Annotated in this window: 23 protein-coding genes; 8 read left to right on the top strand and 15 right to left on the bottom strand. The window is 71.8% G+C overall.

Annotated features, from left to right (window positions below):
- Positions 1-102 precede the first annotated feature (102 nt).
- On the top strand, positions 103-1152 hold the full coding sequence (locus I4Q55_RS31835) for a nitronate monooxygenase family protein (RefSeq protein WP_206793030.1): 1050 nt from the start codon (positions 103-105) through the stop codon (positions 1150-1152).
- Here the strand turns inward: I4Q55_RS31835 and I4Q55_RS31830 are convergent.
- The 3 genes from I4Q55_RS31830 to I4Q55_RS31820 all read right to left on the bottom strand — a co-directional run bounded on the left by I4Q55_RS31830 (position 1149) and on the right by I4Q55_RS31820 (position 4826).
- On the bottom strand, positions 1149-2582 hold the full coding sequence (locus I4Q55_RS31830) for an amino acid permease (protein ID WP_206793028.1): 1434 nt from the start codon (positions 2580-2582) through the stop codon (positions 1149-1151). The two genes, I4Q55_RS31835 and I4Q55_RS31830, sit on opposite strands and share 4 nt — an antisense overlap.
- Positions 2583-2672: 90 nt before the next feature.
- Positions 2673-3713 carry an alpha/beta fold hydrolase gene (locus tag I4Q55_RS31825; protein WP_206793025.1) on the bottom strand — a complete coding sequence of 347 codons (1041 nt, stop codon included), beginning with the start codon at positions 3711-3713 and terminating at the stop codon, positions 2673-2675.
- A 147-nt stretch (positions 3714-3860) separates the two neighbouring features.
- Positions 3861-4826, bottom strand: coding sequence for a zinc-binding dehydrogenase (locus I4Q55_RS31820; protein WP_206793023.1), 966 nt, complete (start codon positions 4824-4826; stop codon positions 3861-3863).
- 59 nt (positions 4827-4885) lie between these two features.
- Here I4Q55_RS31820 and I4Q55_RS31815 point away from each other — a divergent pair, with 59 nt between their 5' ends.
- Genes I4Q55_RS31815 through I4Q55_RS31805 form a run of 3 tightly spaced genes read left to right on the top strand, consistent with a single transcriptional unit; the run spans position 4886 to position 5933 of the window.
- Positions 4886-5086 (top strand): hypothetical protein, encoded by a 201-nt coding sequence (locus I4Q55_RS31815; protein WP_043777727.1) that lies wholly within the window; start codon positions 4886-4888, stop codon positions 5084-5086.
- An 11-nt stretch (positions 5087-5097) separates the two neighbouring features.
- Positions 5098-5568, top strand: coding sequence for a ribonuclease domain-containing protein (locus I4Q55_RS31810; protein WP_206793021.1), 471 nt, complete (start codon positions 5098-5100; stop codon positions 5566-5568).
- Positions 5565-5933 carry a barstar family protein gene (locus tag I4Q55_RS31805; RefSeq protein ID WP_206793019.1) on the top strand — a complete coding sequence of 123 codons (369 nt, stop codon included), beginning with the start codon at positions 5565-5567 and terminating at the stop codon, positions 5931-5933. Before I4Q55_RS31810 ends, I4Q55_RS31805 begins: the two co-directional genes overlap by 4 nt.
- On the opposite strand, the gene I4Q55_RS31800 is transcribed toward I4Q55_RS31805, so the two are convergent.
- Complete coding sequence (locus I4Q55_RS31800) at positions 5908-6885, bottom strand: Lrp/AsnC family transcriptional regulator (RefSeq protein ID WP_206793017.1); 978 nt, start codon at positions 6883-6885, stop codon at positions 5908-5910. The genes I4Q55_RS31805 and I4Q55_RS31800 overlap by 26 nt on opposite strands.
- Positions 6886-6987: 102 nt before the next feature.
- Between I4Q55_RS31800 and I4Q55_RS31795 the strand changes: the two genes are divergently transcribed.
- Positions 6988-8259, top strand: coding sequence for an MFS transporter (locus tag I4Q55_RS31795; RefSeq protein ID WP_206793015.1), 1272 nt, complete (start codon positions 6988-6990; stop codon positions 8257-8259).
- Here I4Q55_RS31795 and I4Q55_RS31790 read toward each other — a convergent pair.
- From I4Q55_RS31790 to I4Q55_RS31775, 4 genes are all read right to left on the bottom strand, one after another.
- Positions 8256-9029 carry an enoyl-CoA hydratase family protein gene (locus tag I4Q55_RS31790; protein WP_206793014.1) on the bottom strand — a complete coding sequence of 258 codons (774 nt, stop codon included), beginning with the start codon at positions 9027-9029 and terminating at the stop codon, positions 8256-8258. The genes I4Q55_RS31795 and I4Q55_RS31790 overlap by 4 nt on opposite strands.
- Positions 9030-9067: 38 nt before the next feature.
- Positions 9068-9571 carry a DUF3291 domain-containing protein gene (locus I4Q55_RS31785; RefSeq protein ID WP_206793012.1) on the bottom strand — a complete coding sequence of 168 codons (504 nt, stop codon included), beginning with the start codon at positions 9569-9571 and terminating at the stop codon, positions 9068-9070.
- 43 nt (positions 9572-9614) lie between these two features.
- On the bottom strand, positions 9615-10244 hold the full coding sequence (locus I4Q55_RS31780; protein WP_206793010.1) for a cyclase: 630 nt from the start codon (positions 10242-10244) through the stop codon (positions 9615-9617).
- A 202-nt stretch (positions 10245-10446) separates the two neighbouring features.
- Entirely contained in the window at positions 10447-10869 is a 423-nt protein-coding gene (locus I4Q55_RS31775) for a MerR family transcriptional regulator (protein ID WP_206793008.1), read from the bottom strand.
- 55 nt (positions 10870-10924) lie between these two features.
- Here I4Q55_RS31775 and I4Q55_RS31770 point away from each other — a divergent pair, with 55 nt between their 5' ends.
- On the top strand, positions 10925-11917 hold the full coding sequence (locus I4Q55_RS31770; RefSeq protein WP_206793006.1) for an SDR family NAD(P)-dependent oxidoreductase: 993 nt from the start codon (positions 10925-10927) through the stop codon (positions 11915-11917).
- Here the strand turns inward: I4Q55_RS31770 and I4Q55_RS31765 are convergent.
- From I4Q55_RS31765 to I4Q55_RS51050, 7 genes are all read right to left on the bottom strand, one after another.
- Complete coding sequence (locus I4Q55_RS31765; protein ID WP_206793004.1) at positions 11889-12632, bottom strand: sirohydrochlorin chelatase; 744 nt, start codon at positions 12630-12632, stop codon at positions 11889-11891. The genes I4Q55_RS31770 and I4Q55_RS31765 overlap by 29 nt on opposite strands.
- The gene (locus I4Q55_RS31760; RefSeq protein WP_206793002.1) at positions 12629-13891 is read right to left on the bottom strand and encodes a sulfate adenylyltransferase subunit 1; all 1263 of its coding nucleotides are present in this window, start codon (positions 13889-13891) and stop codon (positions 12629-12631) included. The genes I4Q55_RS31765 and I4Q55_RS31760 overlap by 4 nt, the downstream gene beginning before the upstream one ends.
- Complete coding sequence (cysD, locus tag I4Q55_RS31755; protein WP_206793000.1) at positions 13891-14811, bottom strand: sulfate adenylyltransferase subunit CysD; 921 nt, start codon at positions 14809-14811, stop codon at positions 13891-13893. Before cysD ends, I4Q55_RS31760 begins: the two co-directional genes overlap by 1 nt.
- An 11-nt stretch (positions 14812-14822) precedes the next feature.
- Entirely contained in the window at positions 14823-15518 is a 696-nt protein-coding gene (locus I4Q55_RS31750; RefSeq protein WP_206792998.1) for a phosphoadenylyl-sulfate reductase, read from the bottom strand.
- Entirely contained in the window at positions 15515-15664 is a 150-nt protein-coding gene (locus tag I4Q55_RS31745) for a hypothetical protein (protein ID WP_043777745.1), read from the bottom strand. The genes I4Q55_RS31750 and I4Q55_RS31745 overlap by 4 nt, the downstream gene beginning before the upstream one ends.
- The gene (locus I4Q55_RS31740) at positions 15661-17349 is read right to left on the bottom strand and encodes a nitrite/sulfite reductase (RefSeq protein WP_206792996.1); all 1689 of its coding nucleotides are present in this window, start codon (positions 17347-17349) and stop codon (positions 15661-15663) included. The genes I4Q55_RS31745 and I4Q55_RS31740 overlap by 4 nt, the downstream gene beginning before the upstream one ends.
- Positions 17350-17454: 105 nt before the next feature.
- Positions 17455-17541, bottom strand: a complete 87-nt coding sequence (locus I4Q55_RS51050) for a putative leader peptide (protein ID WP_368660830.1) — start codon at positions 17539-17541, stop codon at positions 17455-17457.
- Positions 17542-17714: 173 nt separating this feature from the next.
- Here I4Q55_RS51050 and I4Q55_RS31735 point away from each other — a divergent pair, with 173 nt between their 5' ends.
- Together I4Q55_RS31735 and hemW are read left to right on the top strand one after the other, a co-directional pair.
- Positions 17715-18131, top strand: a complete 417-nt coding sequence (locus tag I4Q55_RS31735) for a VOC family protein (RefSeq protein WP_206792994.1) — start codon at positions 17715-17717, stop codon at positions 18129-18131.
- 46 nt (positions 18132-18177) lie between these two features.
- Entirely contained in the window at positions 18178-19410 is a 1233-nt protein-coding gene (hemW, locus tag I4Q55_RS31730) for a radical SAM family heme chaperone HemW (RefSeq protein WP_374194502.1), read from the top strand.
- Positions 19411-19452: the final 42 nt, after the last annotated feature.

Genomic DNA, 19452 nt, shown 5'->3' with positions numbered 1-19452 from the left:
CTCGCCGTCGCGCCTGCCCGGATCGTCGCATTTCCGGCGACGGTGGTCTAGACCAAGTCGGGTGGTCCGCGCGAAGAGCCGGCCGGGACTACGCTCGGTGGCATGTTCGACGAGCTGACGTTCCCGGTCGTCGCCGCGCCGATGGCCGGCGGTCCCACCACCCCGGAGCTGGTGGCCGCGGTGTCCGAGGCCGGCGGCTTCGGCTTCCTCTCCGCCGGCATGCTCACGCCCGCGGCGCTGACCGCGCAGATCGACCGGACGCGGGAGCTGACCGAAGGCCGGTTCGGCGTCAACCTCTTCGTCCCGCAGCCCGACACCGGCGCCGACATCGGCGCGCACCGCGAGCGGCTCGAACGGTTCGCCCGCGAGTACGACGTCGAGCTCGGCGAACCGAAGTGGGACGACGACAACTACCCGGCGAAGCTGGACATCGTCCTCGAGAAGCGCGTCCCCGTGGTGTCGTTCACCTTCGGCCCGCCCACGCCGTCGGACGTGGTGCGCCTGAAGGAGGCCGGGAGCACGGTCGTCATCACCGTGACCACGCCGGAGGCGGCGCAGCGGGCCGCCGACCTCGGCGCCGACGCGCTCGTCGTCCAGGGCTTCGAGGCCGGCGGGCACCGGAGCCTGTTCACCGACGACCCGCGCCTGCCCGGCGGCGGTGCGGAGTACGGCGTCCTCGCGCTCGTCAGGCTCGTCGCCGCCCGCGTCGACCTGCCGCTGATCGCCGCCGGCGGGCTGGTGCACGGCGCCGACGTCGCGGCCGTGCTCGCCGCCGGCGCCGCGGCCGCCCAGCTCGGCACCGTCTTCCTGCGGGCGGACGAAGCCGGGACGTCCGAGGCGCACCGCAAGGCCCTCGCCCTCGCCGAGCGCGAGACGGCGTTCACCCGCGCCTTCAGCGGCCGCCCGGCGCGCGGCCTGGTCAACAAGTTCATGGACGCGCTGTCGGAGGGCGCGCCCGCCGCCTACCCGCAGCTCAACCACCTGGCCGGGCCGGTGCGCAAGGCGTCGGCGAAGGCCGGCGACCCGGAAGCGATCTCGCTGTGGGCGGGCCAGACCTACCCGCTCGGCTACGACGCTTCGGCCGCCGTGATCATCGAACGGCTGAAGGTCGAGGCGCGCGAAGCCGCCGCACGCCTCGACCGGATCCGTTAGCGCTCGCGGTTGAGCACCGAGTGCCGCCGGCTGTACAGGAAGTAGATGAGCAGGCCGATGGCGAACCAGGCGGCGAACCGCAGCCAGGTCTCCGGCTGCAGGAACGTGATCAGCCAGATCGAGAACACGACGCCGATCGCGGGCACCACCGGCATGCCCGGGGTCTTGAACGTCCGCGGCAGGTCCGGCTGCTTGTAGCGCAGCACGATCACCGCGATGCAGACGACGACGAACGCGAGCAGGATGCCGATGTTCGTCAGCTCGGCCGCCTCGCCGATCGGCAGCACGCCGGCGATGACCGCGGACGCGCCGCCGAGGATCCACGTCATCCGGCTCGGCACCTGCCGGGTCGGGTGGGTCTTGCCCAGCCACGGCGGCAGCAGCCCGTCGCGGCTCATCGAGTAGCCGACGCGGGTCGCGCCCATCAGGAACGTGAACAGCACGGTGAGGATGCCGACGATCGCGCCGATCGCGATCACCGTGGCCAGCCCGTCGAGGCCGACCGACTTGAACGCCGTCGAGAAGCCGCTCTGCGGGTCGATCTCGGTGTACTTCTGCATGCCGGTCAGCACCAGGCAGGCCAGCACGTACAGCACCATCGAGATGGCCAGCGAGTACAGGATCGCCTTCGGCATGTGCCGCTGCGCGTCCTTCGACTCCTCGGCCGCCGTCGACATCGCGTCGTAGCCGAAGACGGCGAAGAACACTGTCGCGGCGCCGGTCACCGCGCCGCCGAAGCCCGCGGGCGCGAACGGCGTGTAGTTGCCGGTCTTGACGTAGAAGAAGCCGACCAGGATGACCACCAGCACGATCAGGACCTTGATCCCGACCATCGCCGTCTCGAACCGGGCGGCGCTGCGGATGCCGCGGTTGAGCAGGTACGCGATCAGCAGGCACAGCAGCGCGGCGAACAGGTCGACCTTGTGGCCCGGCCCGGTGCCGGGCGCGCCGAGCATCCACGCGGGCAGGTCGAGGCCGATCTGGCCGAGCAGGAAGTTGAAGTAGCCCGAGATGCCGATCGCCACCACCGACACGATCGCGGTGTACTCCAGCAGCAGGTCCCAGCCGATGAACCAGCCGACGACCTCGCCGAGCACCGCGTAGCCGTAGGTGTAGGCCGAGCCGGCCTTCGGGATCAGGCCGGCGAACTCCGCGTAGGAGAACGCCGCCGCGGCGCTGGCGACCCCGGCGATGAGGAACGAGATCAGCACGGCCGGGCCGACACCCGGGATGCCCGCGGCGTCGTCGCCGTGCGCGACGCTGCCGGCGAGGGCGAAGATCCCGGCGCCGATGATGCCGCCGATGCCGATGGCGGTCAGCTGCCACAGCCCCAGGGTCCGTTGCAGGCCGCCGCTTTCGGGCGTGTCCTGGATCTGGTCGATCGGCTTGCGCCGGAAGATGCCGGAGCCGGCACCCACAGGAGCGGACATCATCGCCTCCCGAGCGGTCGGTGGAAGGCCCGGATCACGGACCCTCGCCGGAACCTACCGCCAACTCCGCGCGCCTACAGCCTGAGCGCGTCAGCCTGCCGCGGTGTCCTCGCTGACGGCCTTCGGCGCCGCCGCCGCGGCCCGCTTGGCGTGGGTGGTCCGGACCGCGCTCGCCGCGAAGTAGGTGAGCAGCTCCGCGATCTCCACCGGGTCGTCCAGCTGCGGGCAGTGCCCCCAGTCCTCGCGGACCAGCAGCCTGCTGTGCGGCACCAGCGTGTGCAGCTGCCGCCCGGACGCGGCGGTGACGAGCTTGTCCTTGCCGCACGCGACGACCAGCAGCGGGACCTCGACCGAATCGAGGCGGTAGGCGTCGGCGAGCTCGGCGACGAGCTGCCGGGCCTGCTCCAGGCGGCTCTTGGTCGCGCGGTAGTCGGGGAAGAGCGCGGTGAAGCGCTGCACCTGGCCGGCGTCGGCCGCGCCGGAGTCGGCGTACAGCAGCCGCGGGACGACCTGCTCGGCGACCTTGCGGACCAGGAAACCCGGCACCGGGACGGGCAGCGACGAGTACAGCCGCAGCGGCAGCGGGTAGCGCGCCACCGCGCGGATCAGCCACGAGTCGACGAACCCCGGCGCGGCGATCGACACGACGCCGGAGATCGGCAGCCTGCTGTTCTGCGCCGCGCGCAGGCTCATGGTGCCGCCGAGGGAGTTGCCGGCCAGCACGACCGAACCGAGGACCGCCTGCTCGCGGACGACGGCGGTGGCGAACGCGTCGAGCTGCGGCAGCATCGGGCCGGGCCGCAACGGCTGGGCGTCGCCGAAACCGGGCAGATCGACCGCGGCCGCCGGAATCCCGGCGGCCGCGAGCTGCTCCAGGGCGGGGCGCCAGGTGTCGGCGCTGTCGCAGTAGCCGTGCAGCAGCACCAGCCGTGGCGCGGTGGGCCGGACGTGCGGCGCGGCCGCCCGGCGACGCAGTGCGCGGCGGGCGGCGGGTTGCTCGGGTTCGGGGTTGCCGACCTCGAGCACGCGGGTGCGGACGCCGGCGTAGCGCCGGAAGGAGACCCGGATCGGGGTCTCGTCACTGGGCCGGCCGCCCGGTTCCGCCGGCGCGGGCCGCTTCGTCGCGGTCATGACCACAGAATACCCGGCCATGCTTGGGTTTTGGTGGAATTTCGGGGCTAACGACCAGGTCTCGAAGTGAAGACGTCGAAAATTCACCAGCAGGCGGAATGTTTTCCGCGCTGGGCGGATCCGGGGATCCGCCCAGCTCACAGCCCGCTAGCGGGTGAAGACGATCTTGCCCGCGGTGTCCCCCTCGAGCATCGCCTGGAACCCCTTAGGGGCCTCGGAAAACGGCAGCTCCGCGCCGATCTGCGGCCGGACGCCGGTCAGGTCGAGGTAGGCGAGCAGGTCCGCGAGCTCGTCGCGGGTGCCCATGGTCGAGCCGGCGACACGCAGCTGGAGGAAGAAGACGCGCTGCAGCTCGGCGTGCGCGTCCGGGCCGCTGGTCGAGCCCGAGACGACGATGATCCCGCCCGGCTTGAGCGATTTGACCGAATGCGACCAGGTCGCCTTGCCGACGGTCTCGAACACGGCGTCGACGCGCTCGGGCAGCCGCGCGCCCGATTCGAACGCCTGGTGGGCGCCCAGGCCGGTGGCGAGGGCGCGCTTCTCCTCGGTCCGGCCGGTGACCCAGACCCGGAACCCGGCCGCGCGGCCGAGCTGCACCAGCGCGGTCGAGACGCCGCCGGAGGCACCCTGCACGAGCATCGTCTGCCCCGGCCGCAGCCCGGACTTCACGAACAGCATCCGGTACGCGGTCAGCCAGGCCGTGCCCATGGTGGCGGCTTCGGCGAAGCTGAGTGCCGCGGGCTTCGGGACGACGTTGCGGGCCGGCACGACGACGTGGTCGGCGAAGGTGCCCTGGTGCTTCTCGGTGAGCAGCGTGCGCTTCGGGTCGAGGGTGTCGTCGCCCTGCCAGCCCGGCGCGTTGATCACCGAGTGGATGACGACCTCCGAACCGTCGTCGAGGGTGCCCGCGCCGTCGCAGCCCAGGATCATCGGGAACTGCTCCGGCTTGATCCCGACCCCGCGCAGCGTCCAGAGGTCGTGCATGTTGAGGCTGGCCGCCTTGACCTGCACGCGGACCCAGCCGTCGGGCACGTCCGGTTCGGGGCGCTCGCCGACGACGAGCGAGTCCAGCGGGCTGTCGGCGTTGGGTTCCTGCGCGTAGACGGCGAACATGTCCTGCAACGTACCGCCCCTGGCACGCGGGGGCAGCAGAGCGCGCGTAGGCTCACACCGTGTTCAACGGGCTTGCCGACTGGTGGGACGGGGTCGAGCTGTGGCTCGCCCAGGCCTGGTTCCCGGTGCAGTTCGTGCTGGTCATGGTGGTCGTCGTGCCGCTGTGCCTGGCCGCCGCGTGGGTGCTCGACAAGGTCGTCGGGCTGTTCGCCCGCCGGCTGGCTCCGGGGCGTGACGACGACTCCGACTCCTCGGCATAGGCTCGCGCACCATGTTCAACCGAAGGCGGATCACCGCCGCGCTGATCGGGCTCCTCGTGCTGGTGCTGGGGGGCTGGCTGGTCAAGGACGTCGTGAGCGACGGCTCGACGTCACCGAGTACGTCGTCGAGTCCTTCGCCGAGCGTGCCGGGCACGCCCGCCAAGGGTGGCGGCGCCGTGCCGGGCGCGGACTCCGGGTTGCCGGTGAAGGCGCTTTCCGCGCTGCCGGCGCAGGCGGCGGACACGTGGAAGCTGATCGAGGCGGGCGGCCCGTACCCCTACCCGCGCAACGACGACGTCGTCTTCGAGAACCGCGAGAAGAGATTGCCGCGCAAGCAGTCCGGCTACTACCACGAGTACACGGTGAAGACCCCGGGCAGCCCCGACCGCGGCGCCCGGCGGCTGATCACCGGGCAGGCGCGCGAGCTGTACTACACCGGCGACCACTACGCGTCGTTCGTCGTCGTGGACCCGGCCCGATGAGCGCCTCGGAGCAGGCCAAGGCCGCCGCGGAAGAGGCGTTCGCGCGGGGCGCGTACCCGCACCTGGTCAACTCGCGGCCGACCGTCGACAAGGCCAGCACGCTCACCGCGTTCGCCGAGGCACTGTCCTTTCCGGACTACTTCGGGCACAACCTCGACGCGCTCTACGACTGCCTGACCGACCTCTCGTGGCTGCCGCCGGGGGAGCACGTGCTGATCTGGCCGGGCTCGGACGCGTTGCGCAAGGCGGAACCCAAGACGTACCTGGCCATCCGCAGCGTGCTGTCGGACGCGCAGCGCGCGCTGGGCCCGAGCGGCCGCAGCGCCGGTTCGTGGCGGCTCACGGTCGTGCTGCCGGACGCCTGAGCGGCGTCCCCGCGCGTTTGACCGTGCGGATCACCGGCGCGCTTTCGAGGGTCTGCACGCCGCGGATCCCGGCGACCCGGTCGGTGAGGTAGCGGTAGAGGTCGCGGCCGTCGCGGCAGTTCACCATCGCGGTGAGGTTCGTCGTGCCGGTGGTGGCGACGGCGAACGACGTCTCCGGGTGGCTCGCCAACGTCTCGCCCGCCTCGGCGAGGTGGGCGGGGGAGACGGTCAGCCACAGCCGGGTTTCGGACCGGAAGCCGAGCTGGGCCGGGGAAACGTCGAGGTGGTAGGTCAGCGTGCCGTGCCGCCGCAGCACGTCCATCCGGCGCCGCACGGCCGAGTCGGACCAGCCGGTCGCCCGCGCCAGCGCCGTGTAGCTCGCCCGGCCGTCGTGGGCCAGCGCGTCGAGCAGCGGCTGATCTTCCGGGGCCGGCGGGAGGCCGGGGCCCTCGGGCGCCGGCGGGCGCAGCTGCTCGACCTGCCCGGGTGACAGGCAGTGCAGCCCCCGCCAGCCGTCCGGGAGCGCGAACGTGTGCAGCAGTTCGTGCGCCGAGACCGTCGTGACGCGGCTCGCGCGCGGCAGCTTGCGCAGCAGCAGGTCGTCGCGCCCGGCCGTGTCCGGGGCGTGCACGGTGCAGGAGATCTCGGTGCCGCCGGACAGCAGGTGCACCCACGACACGTCGGGCCGGTCGGCCAGCGCGTCCGCGACGGCGGCTCCGGCGTCCGGCGTCGTGCGCAGGCGGAGCGTCCACGTCGGGTAGCCGGCTTCGCCGCCGCTGACCGCGCCGGTGATCCTGAGGACGCCGGCGGTGCGCAGCCGCCGGTAGCGCCGGGCCACCGTGTTCTCCGAGACGCCGAGCACCCGGCCGAGCGTCCGCATCGGCGCGCGGCCGTCGAGCTGCAGCGCGTGGAGCAGGCCACGGTCGACGTCGTCGAGTGTGACGGTTTCCATGTGCCCAGCGTAGGCCGTGACGGTATCCGGCGGATTTGTCGACTTATCTGGTGACGATCGGCGCACCGACCGCACTCTTCGGGGCACACGAAGGGAGTATCGATGCGCAAGTGGTGGCCGTTGGCCGTGGTCTGTGCGGGCTCGTTCCTGTTCCTGCTGGACACCACCGTCGTCACGGTGGCGCTGCCCCGGATCGGCGCCGACCTGACGGCGTCGGTGGGACAGCTGCAGTGGGTGCCGGACGTCTACACGCTGGTCCTGGCGGTGCTGATGCTCGCGATGGGGTCGCTCGCGGACCGGTTCGGCCTGCGACGGCTGTTCCTCGCCGGGCTCGCGGTGTTCGGGCTGGCGTCACTGGCCTGCGGGCTGTCGCCGGGCATCGGGGCGCTGATCGCGGCTCGGGGCGTGCAGGCGATCGGCGGGGCGGCGCTGGCGGTGACCGGGTTCGCGCTGCTGGCCGCTTCCTATGAAGGGCGTGCGCGGGGGACGGCGATCAGCGTCTTCTTCGCGGTCAACGGGCTCGGCGCGGCGGCGGGTCCGGTGGTGGGCGGAGTGCTGACCGAGTACTTCGGCTGGCCGTCGGTCTTCTTCGTCAACGTGCCGCTCGCCTTGGCGACGGGATTGTTCGCGCTGCGGGCGGTGCGGCCGGACGAGCCGGGGCGTCCAGCCCGGTTCGACGTCGCGGGCGCGGGGTGGTTCGCGGTCGGCGCCGCGAGCTTGGTGCACGGGCTGACCGCGGACCGGTGGGCGCTGGCGGTTTCGGTGCTCGGTTTCGCCGCGTTCGTCGTCGTGGAGCGGCGCCGGGCCGAGCCGATGCTGGACCTGCGGCTGTTCCGCGACGGCGGGTTCTCGACGCTCATCGCCTGCGCGGCGGCGTCGACGTTGACGTTCGCGGCGCTGGTCTACGTCTCGCTGTGGCTGGGACTTTCGCGGTCGCCGGTCGCGGCCGGGTTCGCGCTGGCACCGCTCGCGCTGGCGTCCTTCCTGACTTCGACGCTCCTCGGCAAGGTGCTACACCGGTTCCCGCCGCGAACCCTGCTCGGGGCCGGAGTACTGCTGGGCGCGCTCGGCTGCTTGTCGCTCGTGGTCGTGGCGATCCCGCTCGGGCTGGCGGTGACCGGGATCGGGGTGGGCATCGCGGGACCCGCAATGGGCGCGGCGATCGCGTCGGCGGCCCCGCCGGGACGGGCTGGGATGGCCGCGGGAATCCTGACGACGACCCGGCAGTTCGGGCAGACGCTCGGCGTCGCGGTGCTCGGGATCGCTTACCAGGCCGGGGGTTTGACGCCGGTGTACGTGATCGCCGCGCTGTGCGGCGGGGTGACGGGCCTGCTCGCGCTGGTTTCGCGCCGGCAGGCCCGCGTCGCGGCCTAGTCCTGCGGCACCCACTTCGGCTCGCGCTTCTGGGCGAAGGCCAGGATGCCCTCCTGGCCTTCCTCACTGGCGAAGAACTTCGCCGACAGGCCGAGCATCTCGTCGAAGCCGTCCGACGGTGTCGCCGGGCGGGGACGGCTCAGCAGCGCCTTCGTCTCCGCCAGTGCCTTCGGGCCGCCGGCCGCGAGGGCCTTGACGTACCGGGCGACCTCGGCGTCGAGCCGGTCCGCCGGGACCGCCGAGTTCAGCAGGCCGATCTCCACCGCGCGGTGGGCGTCGAACGTGTCGCCCGTCAGGAACAGCTCGTGGGCCGCGCGGGGGTTGAGGCGGGGGAGGACCGTCAGCGAAATGATCGCCGGCACCACGCCGATGCGGACTTCGGAGAAGGCGAACGTCGCTTCCGGTACCGCCACGGCGATGTCGCACGCCGCCACCATGCCGATGCCGCCGGCGCGGGCGGGGCCGGCCAGGCGGGCGACGACCGGCTTCGGGCTGGTCCACAGCTGCTCGAGAATGCGAGGGAACTCGTTCACGCCCTGGTCGCCCGCGCCGGCGCCGCGGGCCTCCTTGAGGTCCATCCCCGCGCAGAACACCGGCCCGGTGTGCGTCAGCACGATCACGCGCACGGCGTCGTCGGTGGCCGCCTTGGCGAGCGAGTCCGAGAGCTCTCGGCGCAGCTGTGCCGAGAGCGCGTTGCGGTTGTGCGGGGAGTCCAGGGTGATCGTGGCGGTGCCGCCCACCACGTCGTAGTGCACCAGTTCGTCAGCCATGCCCGTCACCCTCGCACATCCGCGGCGCGCGGCCGGTGTTACGCGGGGCACAGCCAGCCGGGATCACCCTCGCGCACATCGGCGGCCGGGGAGAAGTGCTGCTTGAGCGTGAACGCCGCCGGTGCCGGGCCGTGGACGCGCAGGTGCTTGATCTTCTCCTCGGCCTCCGCGGTCGTCGGCCGGTGGCCGGCGGGGACCCACCAGAGCACGGTCATCGCCTCGCGGACGTGGTGGAACCATTCGCGGCGGCGCTTGAGGACCGCCAGGTGCTCGCCGGAGAACACGAAGTCCGCCAGCGCCTCCACCGACGTCCACACGGACATGTTGACCAGGATCCCGGACGTGCCGCGCACGTCCCATTCGAAGGCCCGGATCGAGGTGGCGTCACCGTCTTCGGTCTGCAGCCGCCACACGAAGCCGGGCGCCCGGTCGGCGACGGCGTTGACCGGTTCGAGAGCGGCGACGAAGTCGCGGAACGACGCGTCGTCGAGCGGCGCCTTCATCCGGCTGATGTTCACCTGAGCGAGTTCGAAGTTCCCCATGGGGCCACCCTACGGGCGCCGGGCCCGCAGGGTGGCCCGTTGCTCAGCCGATGGTCGTCGTGGTGAAGACCGGGCTCGGGTTGGGGAAGCAGGCCGTCGGCGCGGTGAGGTCACCGATGATCGTGCTCGCCACCGCCTTGAACGTCAGCCCGGGGTCGCTGTAGCTGGTGCCGCCCAGCTTCGTCTCGATGGTGCCCGACTGGCCCGCGGTCAGGTGCGCCGTCACCGTGGGCAGCTCGAACGTGGCGCCACCGGCGATCGGGCCGGGGAAGCTGAGCGTGGCGACGCCGTTCGCGACGGAGATGGCCGGCGGCGTGGAGCCGAGCCCGGAGCCGCCGGCCAGGTCCGCGCCGACGTACGACGAGTTCGCCGGGATCGGGATCTTGAGCGCGAAGGTGTTGATGTTCTTGACCTTGTTCCCGCTCACCTCGGCCGGCACGGTGTTCGGAGCCGGGTCGATGACGACGTCGAACGCGGCGCCGGGCGCCACCGTCGGCGGTGCGGTCACGTCGGCGACCTGGTCCAGCGCGACCTTCTGCGGTCCGACGATGGGGGCGTCGGCCTGGCAGTCGAAGGTGACGGTGGTGGCCGCCGACGCCGGAGCGGCGAGGGCGATCGGAAGTACTGCGGCCGCGGTCAGCGCGGCGAGCCGGGAAAAGTGAAGAGCTTTCATCTGTATCCACCTACCTGCGGTTTCACGAGGGGAGGGAAGAAAGCTGCGCAGCAGTTCAGATAGTTACCGGCAAGTTAACTAGTGCGTCAAGGATTTACCGTTCCCATGCACCTGGAGTAACCAGAAATGTGAATGAGACTCACCTTTTGGCGGTGGTGCGGGTGCTCCGGGTACGCAGGGTCGCCGACGTTGCCGGCGCGGTTCAGGTCGTGGGGTCCCAGAGCCCGCCGGCCTGGCCGCGGGCGAGGTGGTCGGCGTAGACGCCGACCTTCCAGGTGATGACGGACCGGCACTCCTCCAGCGCCTGGATTTGTGCGTCGACGCGCCGCTGGTGGGTTTCGAGGAGCTGCAGGCGTTCCGCCTCGTTTCCGGGACCCTGCCGCACCAGCTCGGCGAACTGCTTGAGGTCGGTCAGCGGCATGCCGGATTCCCGCAGCTTGACGCAGATCAGCAGCCAGTCGACGTCGAGCGCGCTGTACCGCCGCCGGCCGCCGGCAGTTCGCTGGACCGGCCCGACGAGCAGTCCCGCGCGCTCGTAGAAGCGCAGCGCGTGGACGCTGAGTCCGGTCCGCTCGGCCACGTCGCCGATGCTCAGGGGCGGTGCGGGAGTCTCGGTGCCGGCCATGCGTCGCAGTCTAGGACTTGATCTAGACCTCGCTCTAGATCGTAGGTTCGACGGCATGAGCAAGATCGATCAGCAGCCGCTCGGCTCGCCCTTCTCCGCCACCAGCACGGCCCAGGACGTCACCGCGGGCTTCGACCTGTCCGGCACGAGCGCTGTGGTGACCGGGGGCTACTCCGGGCTCGGCCTGGAAACCACCCGTGCCCTCGCGGCCGCCGGAGCCCGCGTCATCGTTCCGGCGCGCCGGCCGGACATCGCGCGGGCCGCCCTCGCGAACGTGCGGGGCTGCGAGGTCATCCCCATGGACCTCACCGACCTCGCCGGTGTGCGGGCCGCCGCCGCGCACATCCGCGACTCCCTGACCAGGCTCGACCTGCTCATGGCCGTCGCCGGGGTCATGGCCACGCCCGAACGGCGCGTGGGACCCGGCTGGGAGGGCCAGCTCGCCGCCAACCACTTCGGCCACTTCGCCCTCACCTGCGAGCTCTACCCGCTCCTGGCCGCCGCCGACGGTGCACGCGTCGTGGTCAACAGCTCTGCCGGCCACACCCTGACCGACATCCGCTGGCACGACCCGCACTTCCGCACCGGCTACGACAAGTGGCTGGCCTACGGTCAGGCCAAGACCGCCAACGCCCTCTTCGCCGTCCACCTCGACTCGCTCGGGCGAGGCGACGGCGTCCGGGCCTTCGCACTGCATCCCGGCAAGATCATCACCGGGCTGCAGCGGGAAATGGCACTCCAGGAACAGATCGAGCGCGGCTGGGTGGACGAGCACGGCACCGTGATCGCCGCCGACTTCAAGACCCCCTCCCAGGGGGCCGCCACCGGTCTGTGGGCCGCCACTTCCCCGCTCCTCGCCGACTGCGGCGGCCGCTACCTCGAGGACTGCGACATCGCCGGCATCTCCGCCCCCGAAGCGTCCATGGACGACGGCGGCGTCCGCGCCTACGCCGTCGACCCCGAGTCGGCCGCGCGGCTGTGGGATCTGTCCCTCGCCGCGACCGGCGCCACCCCGATCACTACGCGTATTGCCGTAGCAGCCCGCTGACCGCGGACGCGTACCGGCTGACCACCACGTCCGCGACGCGCGGGTCGTCGGCCAGCGGCGCGGCGATGAACGCCTTCGGATCCGCCTCGCGGGCCAGCCGGGCGATCCGGTCCGGGAGCAGGCCCGGCGCCAGGAACCACGACGCCACGACCAGGTGCCGCACCCCCCGCGCCCGCAACGCCGCGGCGGCCGCCGGGATGTCCGGCTGGGTGGCCGAAGCGAACGCCTCGCTCACCGGCACACCCAGCCGCGCTTCCCAGCGCGAAGCCAGCGAAGCGACGACGGCGTTGGCGGACGCGTTCGACGAGCCGACCGCGCTGACGATCACACCCCGGTCGTCGAAGGCGAAGCGGGGCGCCGCGGCCAGCCGGTCGAGGGCGACCGCCTCCAGCGCCGGATCGGCACCCAGCACGTCCGACGTCCGCACCACAAACCCCGGGCAGTCCGTGACGACCGAGTCGATCAACGCCGGCAGGTCGACCCGGGCGTGGAACGCGCTGCCGAGCAGCAGCGGCACGACGACCGCCGTCCGGTGGCCGGTGTCGTACAGCCCCCGGAGCACGTCCGTGACCAGCGGGGCCGACAGGTCCAGGAAGGACTCGTACACCGAAACACCCGGTGCCCGGTCGCGCACGACGTCGACGAGCGCCCGCACGGTCGCCGCCGAGCGGGGGTCACGGCTGCCGTGCGCGACGGCGACCAGGGGTGGCGTCACGAGAAGCGCTCACCCACCAGGCCCGCGGCGAGGGTGTCGCCGTCCTTCGGGTCGATCACCAGGAACGCGCCGGTGCGCGGGCTGACGCCGTAGTCGTCGACGCCCAGCTCCTCCGCCAGCCGCAGGGAGACGCGGCCGATGTCGTTCAGCTCCAGCGTGTCCGGCGAGTCCACACTGGACAGTGTCTGCTCGTCGAAGCGGGCGTGCAGCTCGTCGACCAGCGCCTGCACCGTGCGGGTGCCGTGCTTGACCAGCACGCGCGCGCCCGGCTTGAGCGGCTTGGACGACAGCCAGCACAGCGTGCCGGTGATCTCGTCGGTCACGCGCGGCGGCGCGTCCGCGGCGGCGATCAGGTCGCCGCGGGAGATGTCGATGTCGTCGGTCAGCAGCAGCGTCACCGACGTCCCGGCGCCGGCTTCCGCCAACGGCCCGTCCGCGGTGTCGATCCGCTCGACGCGGCTGCGGATGCCCTGCGGCAGCACGACGACCTCGTCGCCCGGCCGCACGGTGCCCGCGGCGATCTGGCCGGCGTAGCCGCGGTAGTCGAGGTACTCCGGTGTGCGCGGCCGGATGACGTACTGCACCGGGAACCGCAGCGCCGAGTCGTGCGGGTCGGGCGCGACCGGCACGTCCTCCAGGTGCTCCAGCAGGCTGGGCCCGGTGTACCACGGCGTCCGCTCCGAGCGGGTCGCGACGTTGTCGCCCTCCAGCGCCGACACCGGGATGGCCAGCACGGACCCGCGCTCGTAGCCCAGTGAGAGGGCGTGCGCGGCGAACTCCTCGGCGATCACCGTGAACGTCGCCTCGTCGTAGCCGACCAGGTCGATCTTGTTCACCGCCAGCACCAGCTGCGGCACGCCGAGCAGGGCCAGCACGGCCGCGTGCCGGCGGGTCTGCTCGATCACGCCCTTGCGCGCGTCGACCAGCAGCACGGCCAGCTGCGCGGTGGACGCGCCGGTGACCGTGTTGCGCGTGTACTGCACGTGCCCCGGCGTGTCGGCCAGCACGAACGACCGCTTCGGCGTCGCGAAGTACCGGTACGCGACGTCGATCGTGATGCCCTGCTCGCGCTCCGAGCGCAGGCCGTCCACCAGCAGCGACAGGTCCGGTGTGGACAGTCCCTTGTCGACGGACGCGCGGGTGACGGCGTCGAGCTGGTCGGCCAGCACCGACTTCGTGTCGTACAGCAGGCGTCCGACCAGGGTGGACTTGCCGTCGTCGACGCTCCCGGCGGTGGCCAGGCGCAGCAGCGAACTCATCAGAAGTACCCCTCACGCTTGCGGTCTTCCATGGCCGCCTCGGACATCCGGTCGTCGGCGCGGGTCGCGCCGCGCTCGGTCAGCCGGGACGCCGACACCTCGGCGATGACCTCTTCGACGGTGGCCGCGGTGGATTCGATGGCGCCGGTGCACGAGCCGTCGCCGACGGTCCGGTAGCGGACGGTCAGCTCGCGGACCTCTTCGCCCGGCCGCGGACCGCCCCACGGGCCCTCGGCCAGCAGCATCCCGTCGCGCAGGTACACCTCGCGCCGGTGCGCGTAGTAGATCGACGGCAGTTCGACCTTCTCGCGGGCGATGTAGTTCCAGACGTCGGCCTCGGTCCAGTTGGACAGCGGGAAGACGCGGACCTGCTCGCCGGGACGGTGCCTGCCGTTGTAGAGGTTCCACAGCTCGGGCCGCTGCCGCCGCGGTTCCCACTGGCCGAAGGCGTTGCGGAGGCTGAAGATCCGCTCCTTCGCGCGGGCGCGCTCTTCGTCACGGCGGCCGCCGCCGAACACCGCGTCGAACTTGTGCTCCGCGATCGTGTCGAGCAGCGGCGTGGTCTGCAGCGGGTTGCGCATCCCGTCGGCGCGCTCTTCCAGGCGCCCGTCGTCGATCCAGTCCTGGACCTTCGCGACGACCAGGCGCAGGCCGTGGCGCTCGACGACGCGGTCGCGGAACTCGATGACCTCGTCGAAGTTGTGCCCGGTGTCCACGTGCAGCAGCGGGAACGGCACCGGCGCCGGCCAGAACGCCTTGATCGCCAGGTGCAGCAGCAACGTGGAGTCCTTGCCGCCGGAGAAGAGGATCACCGGGCGGTCGAACTCGCCTGCCACCTCCCGGAAGATGTGGATGGCTTCGGACTCCAAAGCCGCGAGGTTGTCCTGCGCCGCATCGGTAGCGGGCTCCAAGGTCGTCATGCGTCCCTTCCTCAGCCGTGCAGTCCGCACTCGGTCTTCGACTGGCCTGCCCACCGGCCGCTGCGCGGGTCCTGCCCCGGCTCGACCCGCGCCGTGCAGGGCGCGCAGCCGATCGACAGGAACCCGATGGACACCAGCGGGTTCTCGAGGATCCCGTGCTCGCGGATGTAGCCGTTGAACTCGTCGTCGGTCCACGCCGCGATCGGGTTGATCTTGACGAGGCCGTTGCGGTCGTCCCAGGTGACGATCGGGGTGTTCGCGCGGGTCGGGGCGTCGACGCGGCGGACACCGGTGACCCACGCGGAGTAGTTCGCCAGTGTCTTGCGCAGCGGCACGACCTTGCGCAGGTTGCAGCAGAGCGTCGGATCGCGGTCGTGCAGCTTCGCGCCGTACTCCGCGTCCTGCTCGGCGACGCTCTGCTCGGCCTGGGCGTTCACGATGCGGACGTCCGGGTAGACCGTCTGGACGGCGTCGCGCGTGCCGATCGTTTCGGGGAAGTGGTAGCCGGTCTCGAGGAACAGGACGTCCACATCGGACTTCACCTTGGCGGCGAGGTCGATGAGCACGGCATCCTGCATGTTGGACGCGACGATGAAGTCGTCGCCGAACGTCTCGACGGTCCAGCGGATCGCTTCGTCGGCGGTCGCGTCGGCGAGCTCCTTCGAGGCGCGCTCGGCGAGGGTCTTGTAGTCGGCGGTGGCGGTCATCGGGAAACCTCCGGGAGGGACAGGCCGAGGAACTTGACCGAGAAAACCCGGCGACAACCGGAACACAGCCAGCCGCCGTTCTCTTCCGGCCGGAGGTCCTCGTCGCCGCAGTAGGGGCAGTAGAACGGCGTGGCGCGCTCGGTCACTGGAGGGCACTTTCCTCGGCGCGCGCGGCCCACTGCGGGAACCGTTCGCCCGGTTCGCGCCCGGCGACGTAGTTGCGCACGACTCGCTCGACGTACCCGGTCAGCTCGCCCGAAGTCACCTTGTGCCCGCGCAGCTTCCGGCCGAACCCGGCGTCGAGGCCGAGGCCGCCGCCCAGGTGCACCTGGAAGCCTTCGACCTGGTTGCCGTCGGCGTCGGTGACGATCTGGCCCTTGAGGCCGATGTCCGCGGTCTGGATCCGGGCGCAGGAGTTGGGGCAGCCGTTGAGGTGCACGGTGACCGGCGTCTCGAGGCCGTCCTGGATGTCGGCGAGGGACTTCTCCAGGTCGGCGACGAGCTGCTGCGCGCGGGCCTTCGTCTCGACGATGGCGAGCTTGCAGAACTCCAGCCCGGTGCAGGCCATCACGCCGCGCCGCCACGGCGACGGCTTCGTCTCCAGCCCCAGCTCGGCCAGCTCGGCCGACAGCGTGGCGACCTGGGCCTCGGGGACGTCGAGCACGACGAGCTTCTGCTGCGGGGTGAGCCGCACGCGGTTCGAGCCCGCCCGTTCGGCGGCCTTGGCGACGGCGACGAGCGTGCCCCCGGAGGAGCGGCCGGCGATCGGCGCGGCCCCGACGTAGAACTTGCCGTCGACCTGCGGGTGCACGCCGACGTGGTCGATCGGGACGGCCGGGTCGACCGGCGGCGGGCCGTCGATCAGCTCGCGCTTGAGGTACTCGTCCTGCAGGATCTGCCGGAACTTCGCCGCGCCCCAGTCCTTGACCAGGAACTTGATCCGGGCGCGCGAGCGCAGCCGCCGGTAGCCGTAGTCGCGGAAGATCGAGATGACGCCTTCCCAGACGTCGGGGACCTCGGCCAGCGGCACCCAGGCGCCGAGGCGCTGCCCGAGCATCGGGTTGGTGGACAGGCCGCCGCCGACCCAGACGTCGAAGCCGGGCCCGTGCTCCGGGTGGTCGACGCCGACGAAGGCGACGTCGTGGATTTCGTGGGCGACGTCGGACTGCCCGGAGATCGCCGTCTTGAACTTGCGCGGCAGGTTGGCGTACTCGGGCTTCCCGATGTAGCGGCGCTTGATCTCCTCGATCGCCGGGGTGCCGTCGATCACCTCGGCCGCGGCGATGCCGGCGACCGGCGAGCCGAGGATGACGCGCGGGCTGTCGCCGCAGGCCTCCATCGTGGTCATGCCGGCGTTCTCGAGCTTGGCCCAGATCGTCGGCACGTCCTCGATCCGGATCCAGTGGTACTGGATGTTCTGCCGGTCGGTGATGTCGGCGGTGTCGCGCGCGTACTGCTGCGAGATCTCGCCGAGCACGGTGAGCTGCTCGGTGGTCAGCGCGCCGCCGTCGAGCCGGACCCGCAGCATGAAGTAGCGGTCGTCGAGCTCTTCGGGCTCCAGCGTCGCCGTGCGGCCGCCGTCGATCCCCGGCTTGCGCTGGGTGTAGAGGCCGAACCAGCGGAACCGGCCGCGCAGGTCGCCCGGGTCGATCGCGTCGAACCCGCGGTGGGCGTAGATGTTCTCGATGCGCGCCCGCACGTTGAGCGGGTGGTCGTCCTTCTTGGACCGCTCGTTCGGGTTCAGCGGCTCCCGGTAACCGAGCGCCCACTGCCCTTCGCCGCGCTTCTGCTTGACGCGCGCGGGGCGGGCCTGGGTGGGGGGCGTGGTCATGGCGGCGTCCTCCGAGAGGCTTTCGTGGCGGCGGAGGACCACCGGCTCGCGGGGTTCCTCCGGCGCCGGCTGTCCGAGATTCGTGGCAGGTGGTGGCGACGGCAGTCAGCGAACGGGTGCGCAGAGGGCGCTGGCGACCCGCAGCAGGTCGACGTGGCGGCGGGCCACGAGGAGAACACCGGCATGAGTCACGACGTCAGCGTGCCACGCGTCCACAATGTGGTCCAGGCCTGCCCGGATGGTGGGAGAAGGGTCACTTACCTGCGGAAACCGTGTCAACCGTGCTTGTGCACACCTTCTTGCGCGCTCAAACCACTACATGTAGAGTACTCCAAGTACAGTGCTTTGGAGAGAGGAACTTGGGGATGCAGGTCAAGGGTTTCGGGGCGGGTTACCTGGTCGACGACGTCGCCGCGACCACCCGCTTCTACGCGGACGTCGTCGGCCTGCCGGTCACCGTCGAGCTCGACTGGTTCGCCAGCGTCAACGCCGGCGCGCCGGGCTACGAGATCAGCTTCGTGCGGCGCGGGCACGAGTCGGTGCCGCCGGCTTACCGCGCGCAGCAGCCGGCGGGGCTGCTGTTCGGGCTCGTCGTCGAAGACGCCCGCGCGGAGGCGAAGCGGCTGGAGGCGGCGGGTGTCGAGCTGGTGACCCCGGTCGTCGACGAGGTCTACGGGCAGCGGCACTTCTACGTCGCCGACCCGAACGGCGTGCTGCTCGACGTCATCGAGATGATCCCGGTCGACCCGGACTGGGCGGCGGCCAACCTTCCGACGACGTAACGGGTGTTCACCCGATCGGCCCCTTGAGGCGACCGGGCGTGACGGGGTGGACAATTCGAGCGTGCCCCAGCTGCGTCCCGACCCCGCCACGCCGATCGATCCGGCGTTGCCGGAAACCGCGCTCAAGGGGCTCGGCAGCAGAGCGTTCGGCGTCTACGTGCACGTCCCGTTCTGCGCCACGCGCTGCGGGTACTGCGACTTCAACACCTACACCGCGGGTGAGCTCGAAACCGGTTCGTCGCCGCAGTCCTGGCTCGAAGGGCTGCGGCGCGAGCTGGAGCTCGCCGCGCGCGTGCTCGTCGTGCCGCCGGCCGCCGACACCGTGTTCGTCGGTGGTGGCACGCCGTCGCTGCTGGGGGCGGCCGGGCTGCGCTCGGTGCTCGACGCCGTCCGCGACGTCTTCGGGCTGGCGCCCGGGGCCGAGGTCACGACGGAGTCGAACCCGGAATCGACCTCGCCGGAGTTCTTCGCCGGGATCCGCGAAGCGGGCTACACGCGGGTGTCGCTGGGCATGCAGTCGGCCGCGCCGCACGTGCTGAAGATCCTCGACCGGGTGCACACCCCGGGCCGTCCGGGGAAGGCCGCCGCCGAAGCGCGGTCGGCCGGGTTCGAGCACGTGAACCTCGACGTGATCTACGGCACGCCGGGGGAGCGCGCCGACGACCTGCGCGCGACGCTCGACGCCGTGCTGGCCGCCGGTGTCGACCACGTTTCGGCGTACGCGCTGATCGTCGAGGAGGGCACGGCACTGGCCCGCCGCGTGCGCCGCGGCGAGCTGCCCGCGCCGGACGACGACGTGCTGGCGGCGGACTACGAGATGATCGACGCCATGCTGTCCTCGGCGGGCCTGCGCTGGTACGAGGTCTCGAACTGGGCGGCGTCCGACGCGGCCCGGTGCCGCCACAACCTCGGCTACTGGCGGGGTGACGACTGGTGGGGCGCCGGGCCGGGCGCGCACAGCCACGTCGGCGGGGTGCGCTGGTGGAACGTCAAGCACCCGGCGCGCTACGCCGCGCTGCTGGCCGCCGGTGACTCGCCCGCGGGTGGGCGCGAGGTGCTCACCGACGACGACCAGCACCTCGAGCGGATCATGCTCGAACTCCGCGTCGCCGAAGGACTACCGCTCGACGTGCTCGACGAGCCCGGGCTGGCCGAAGCGCGGGCGGCCGCGGCCGAGGGGTTGCTCGATCCGTCCGCTTTGGACTCGCGGGGCCGCGCGGTGCTCACCGACCGCGGTCGGCTGCTGGCCGACGGGGTGGTCCGCCGCCTCGCCGGTTAGGGATTAAAACCGGGGAGCCGGTCGTTGCTTGTATTCAGCAAC

The organism is Amycolatopsis sp. MtRt-6 (assembly GCF_017308975.1).
In the GTDB taxonomy this organism is placed as follows: domain Bacteria; phylum Actinomycetota; class Actinomycetes; order Mycobacteriales; family Pseudonocardiaceae; genus Amycolatopsis.
This window is presented reverse-complemented; position numbering and strand designations above follow the sequence as displayed.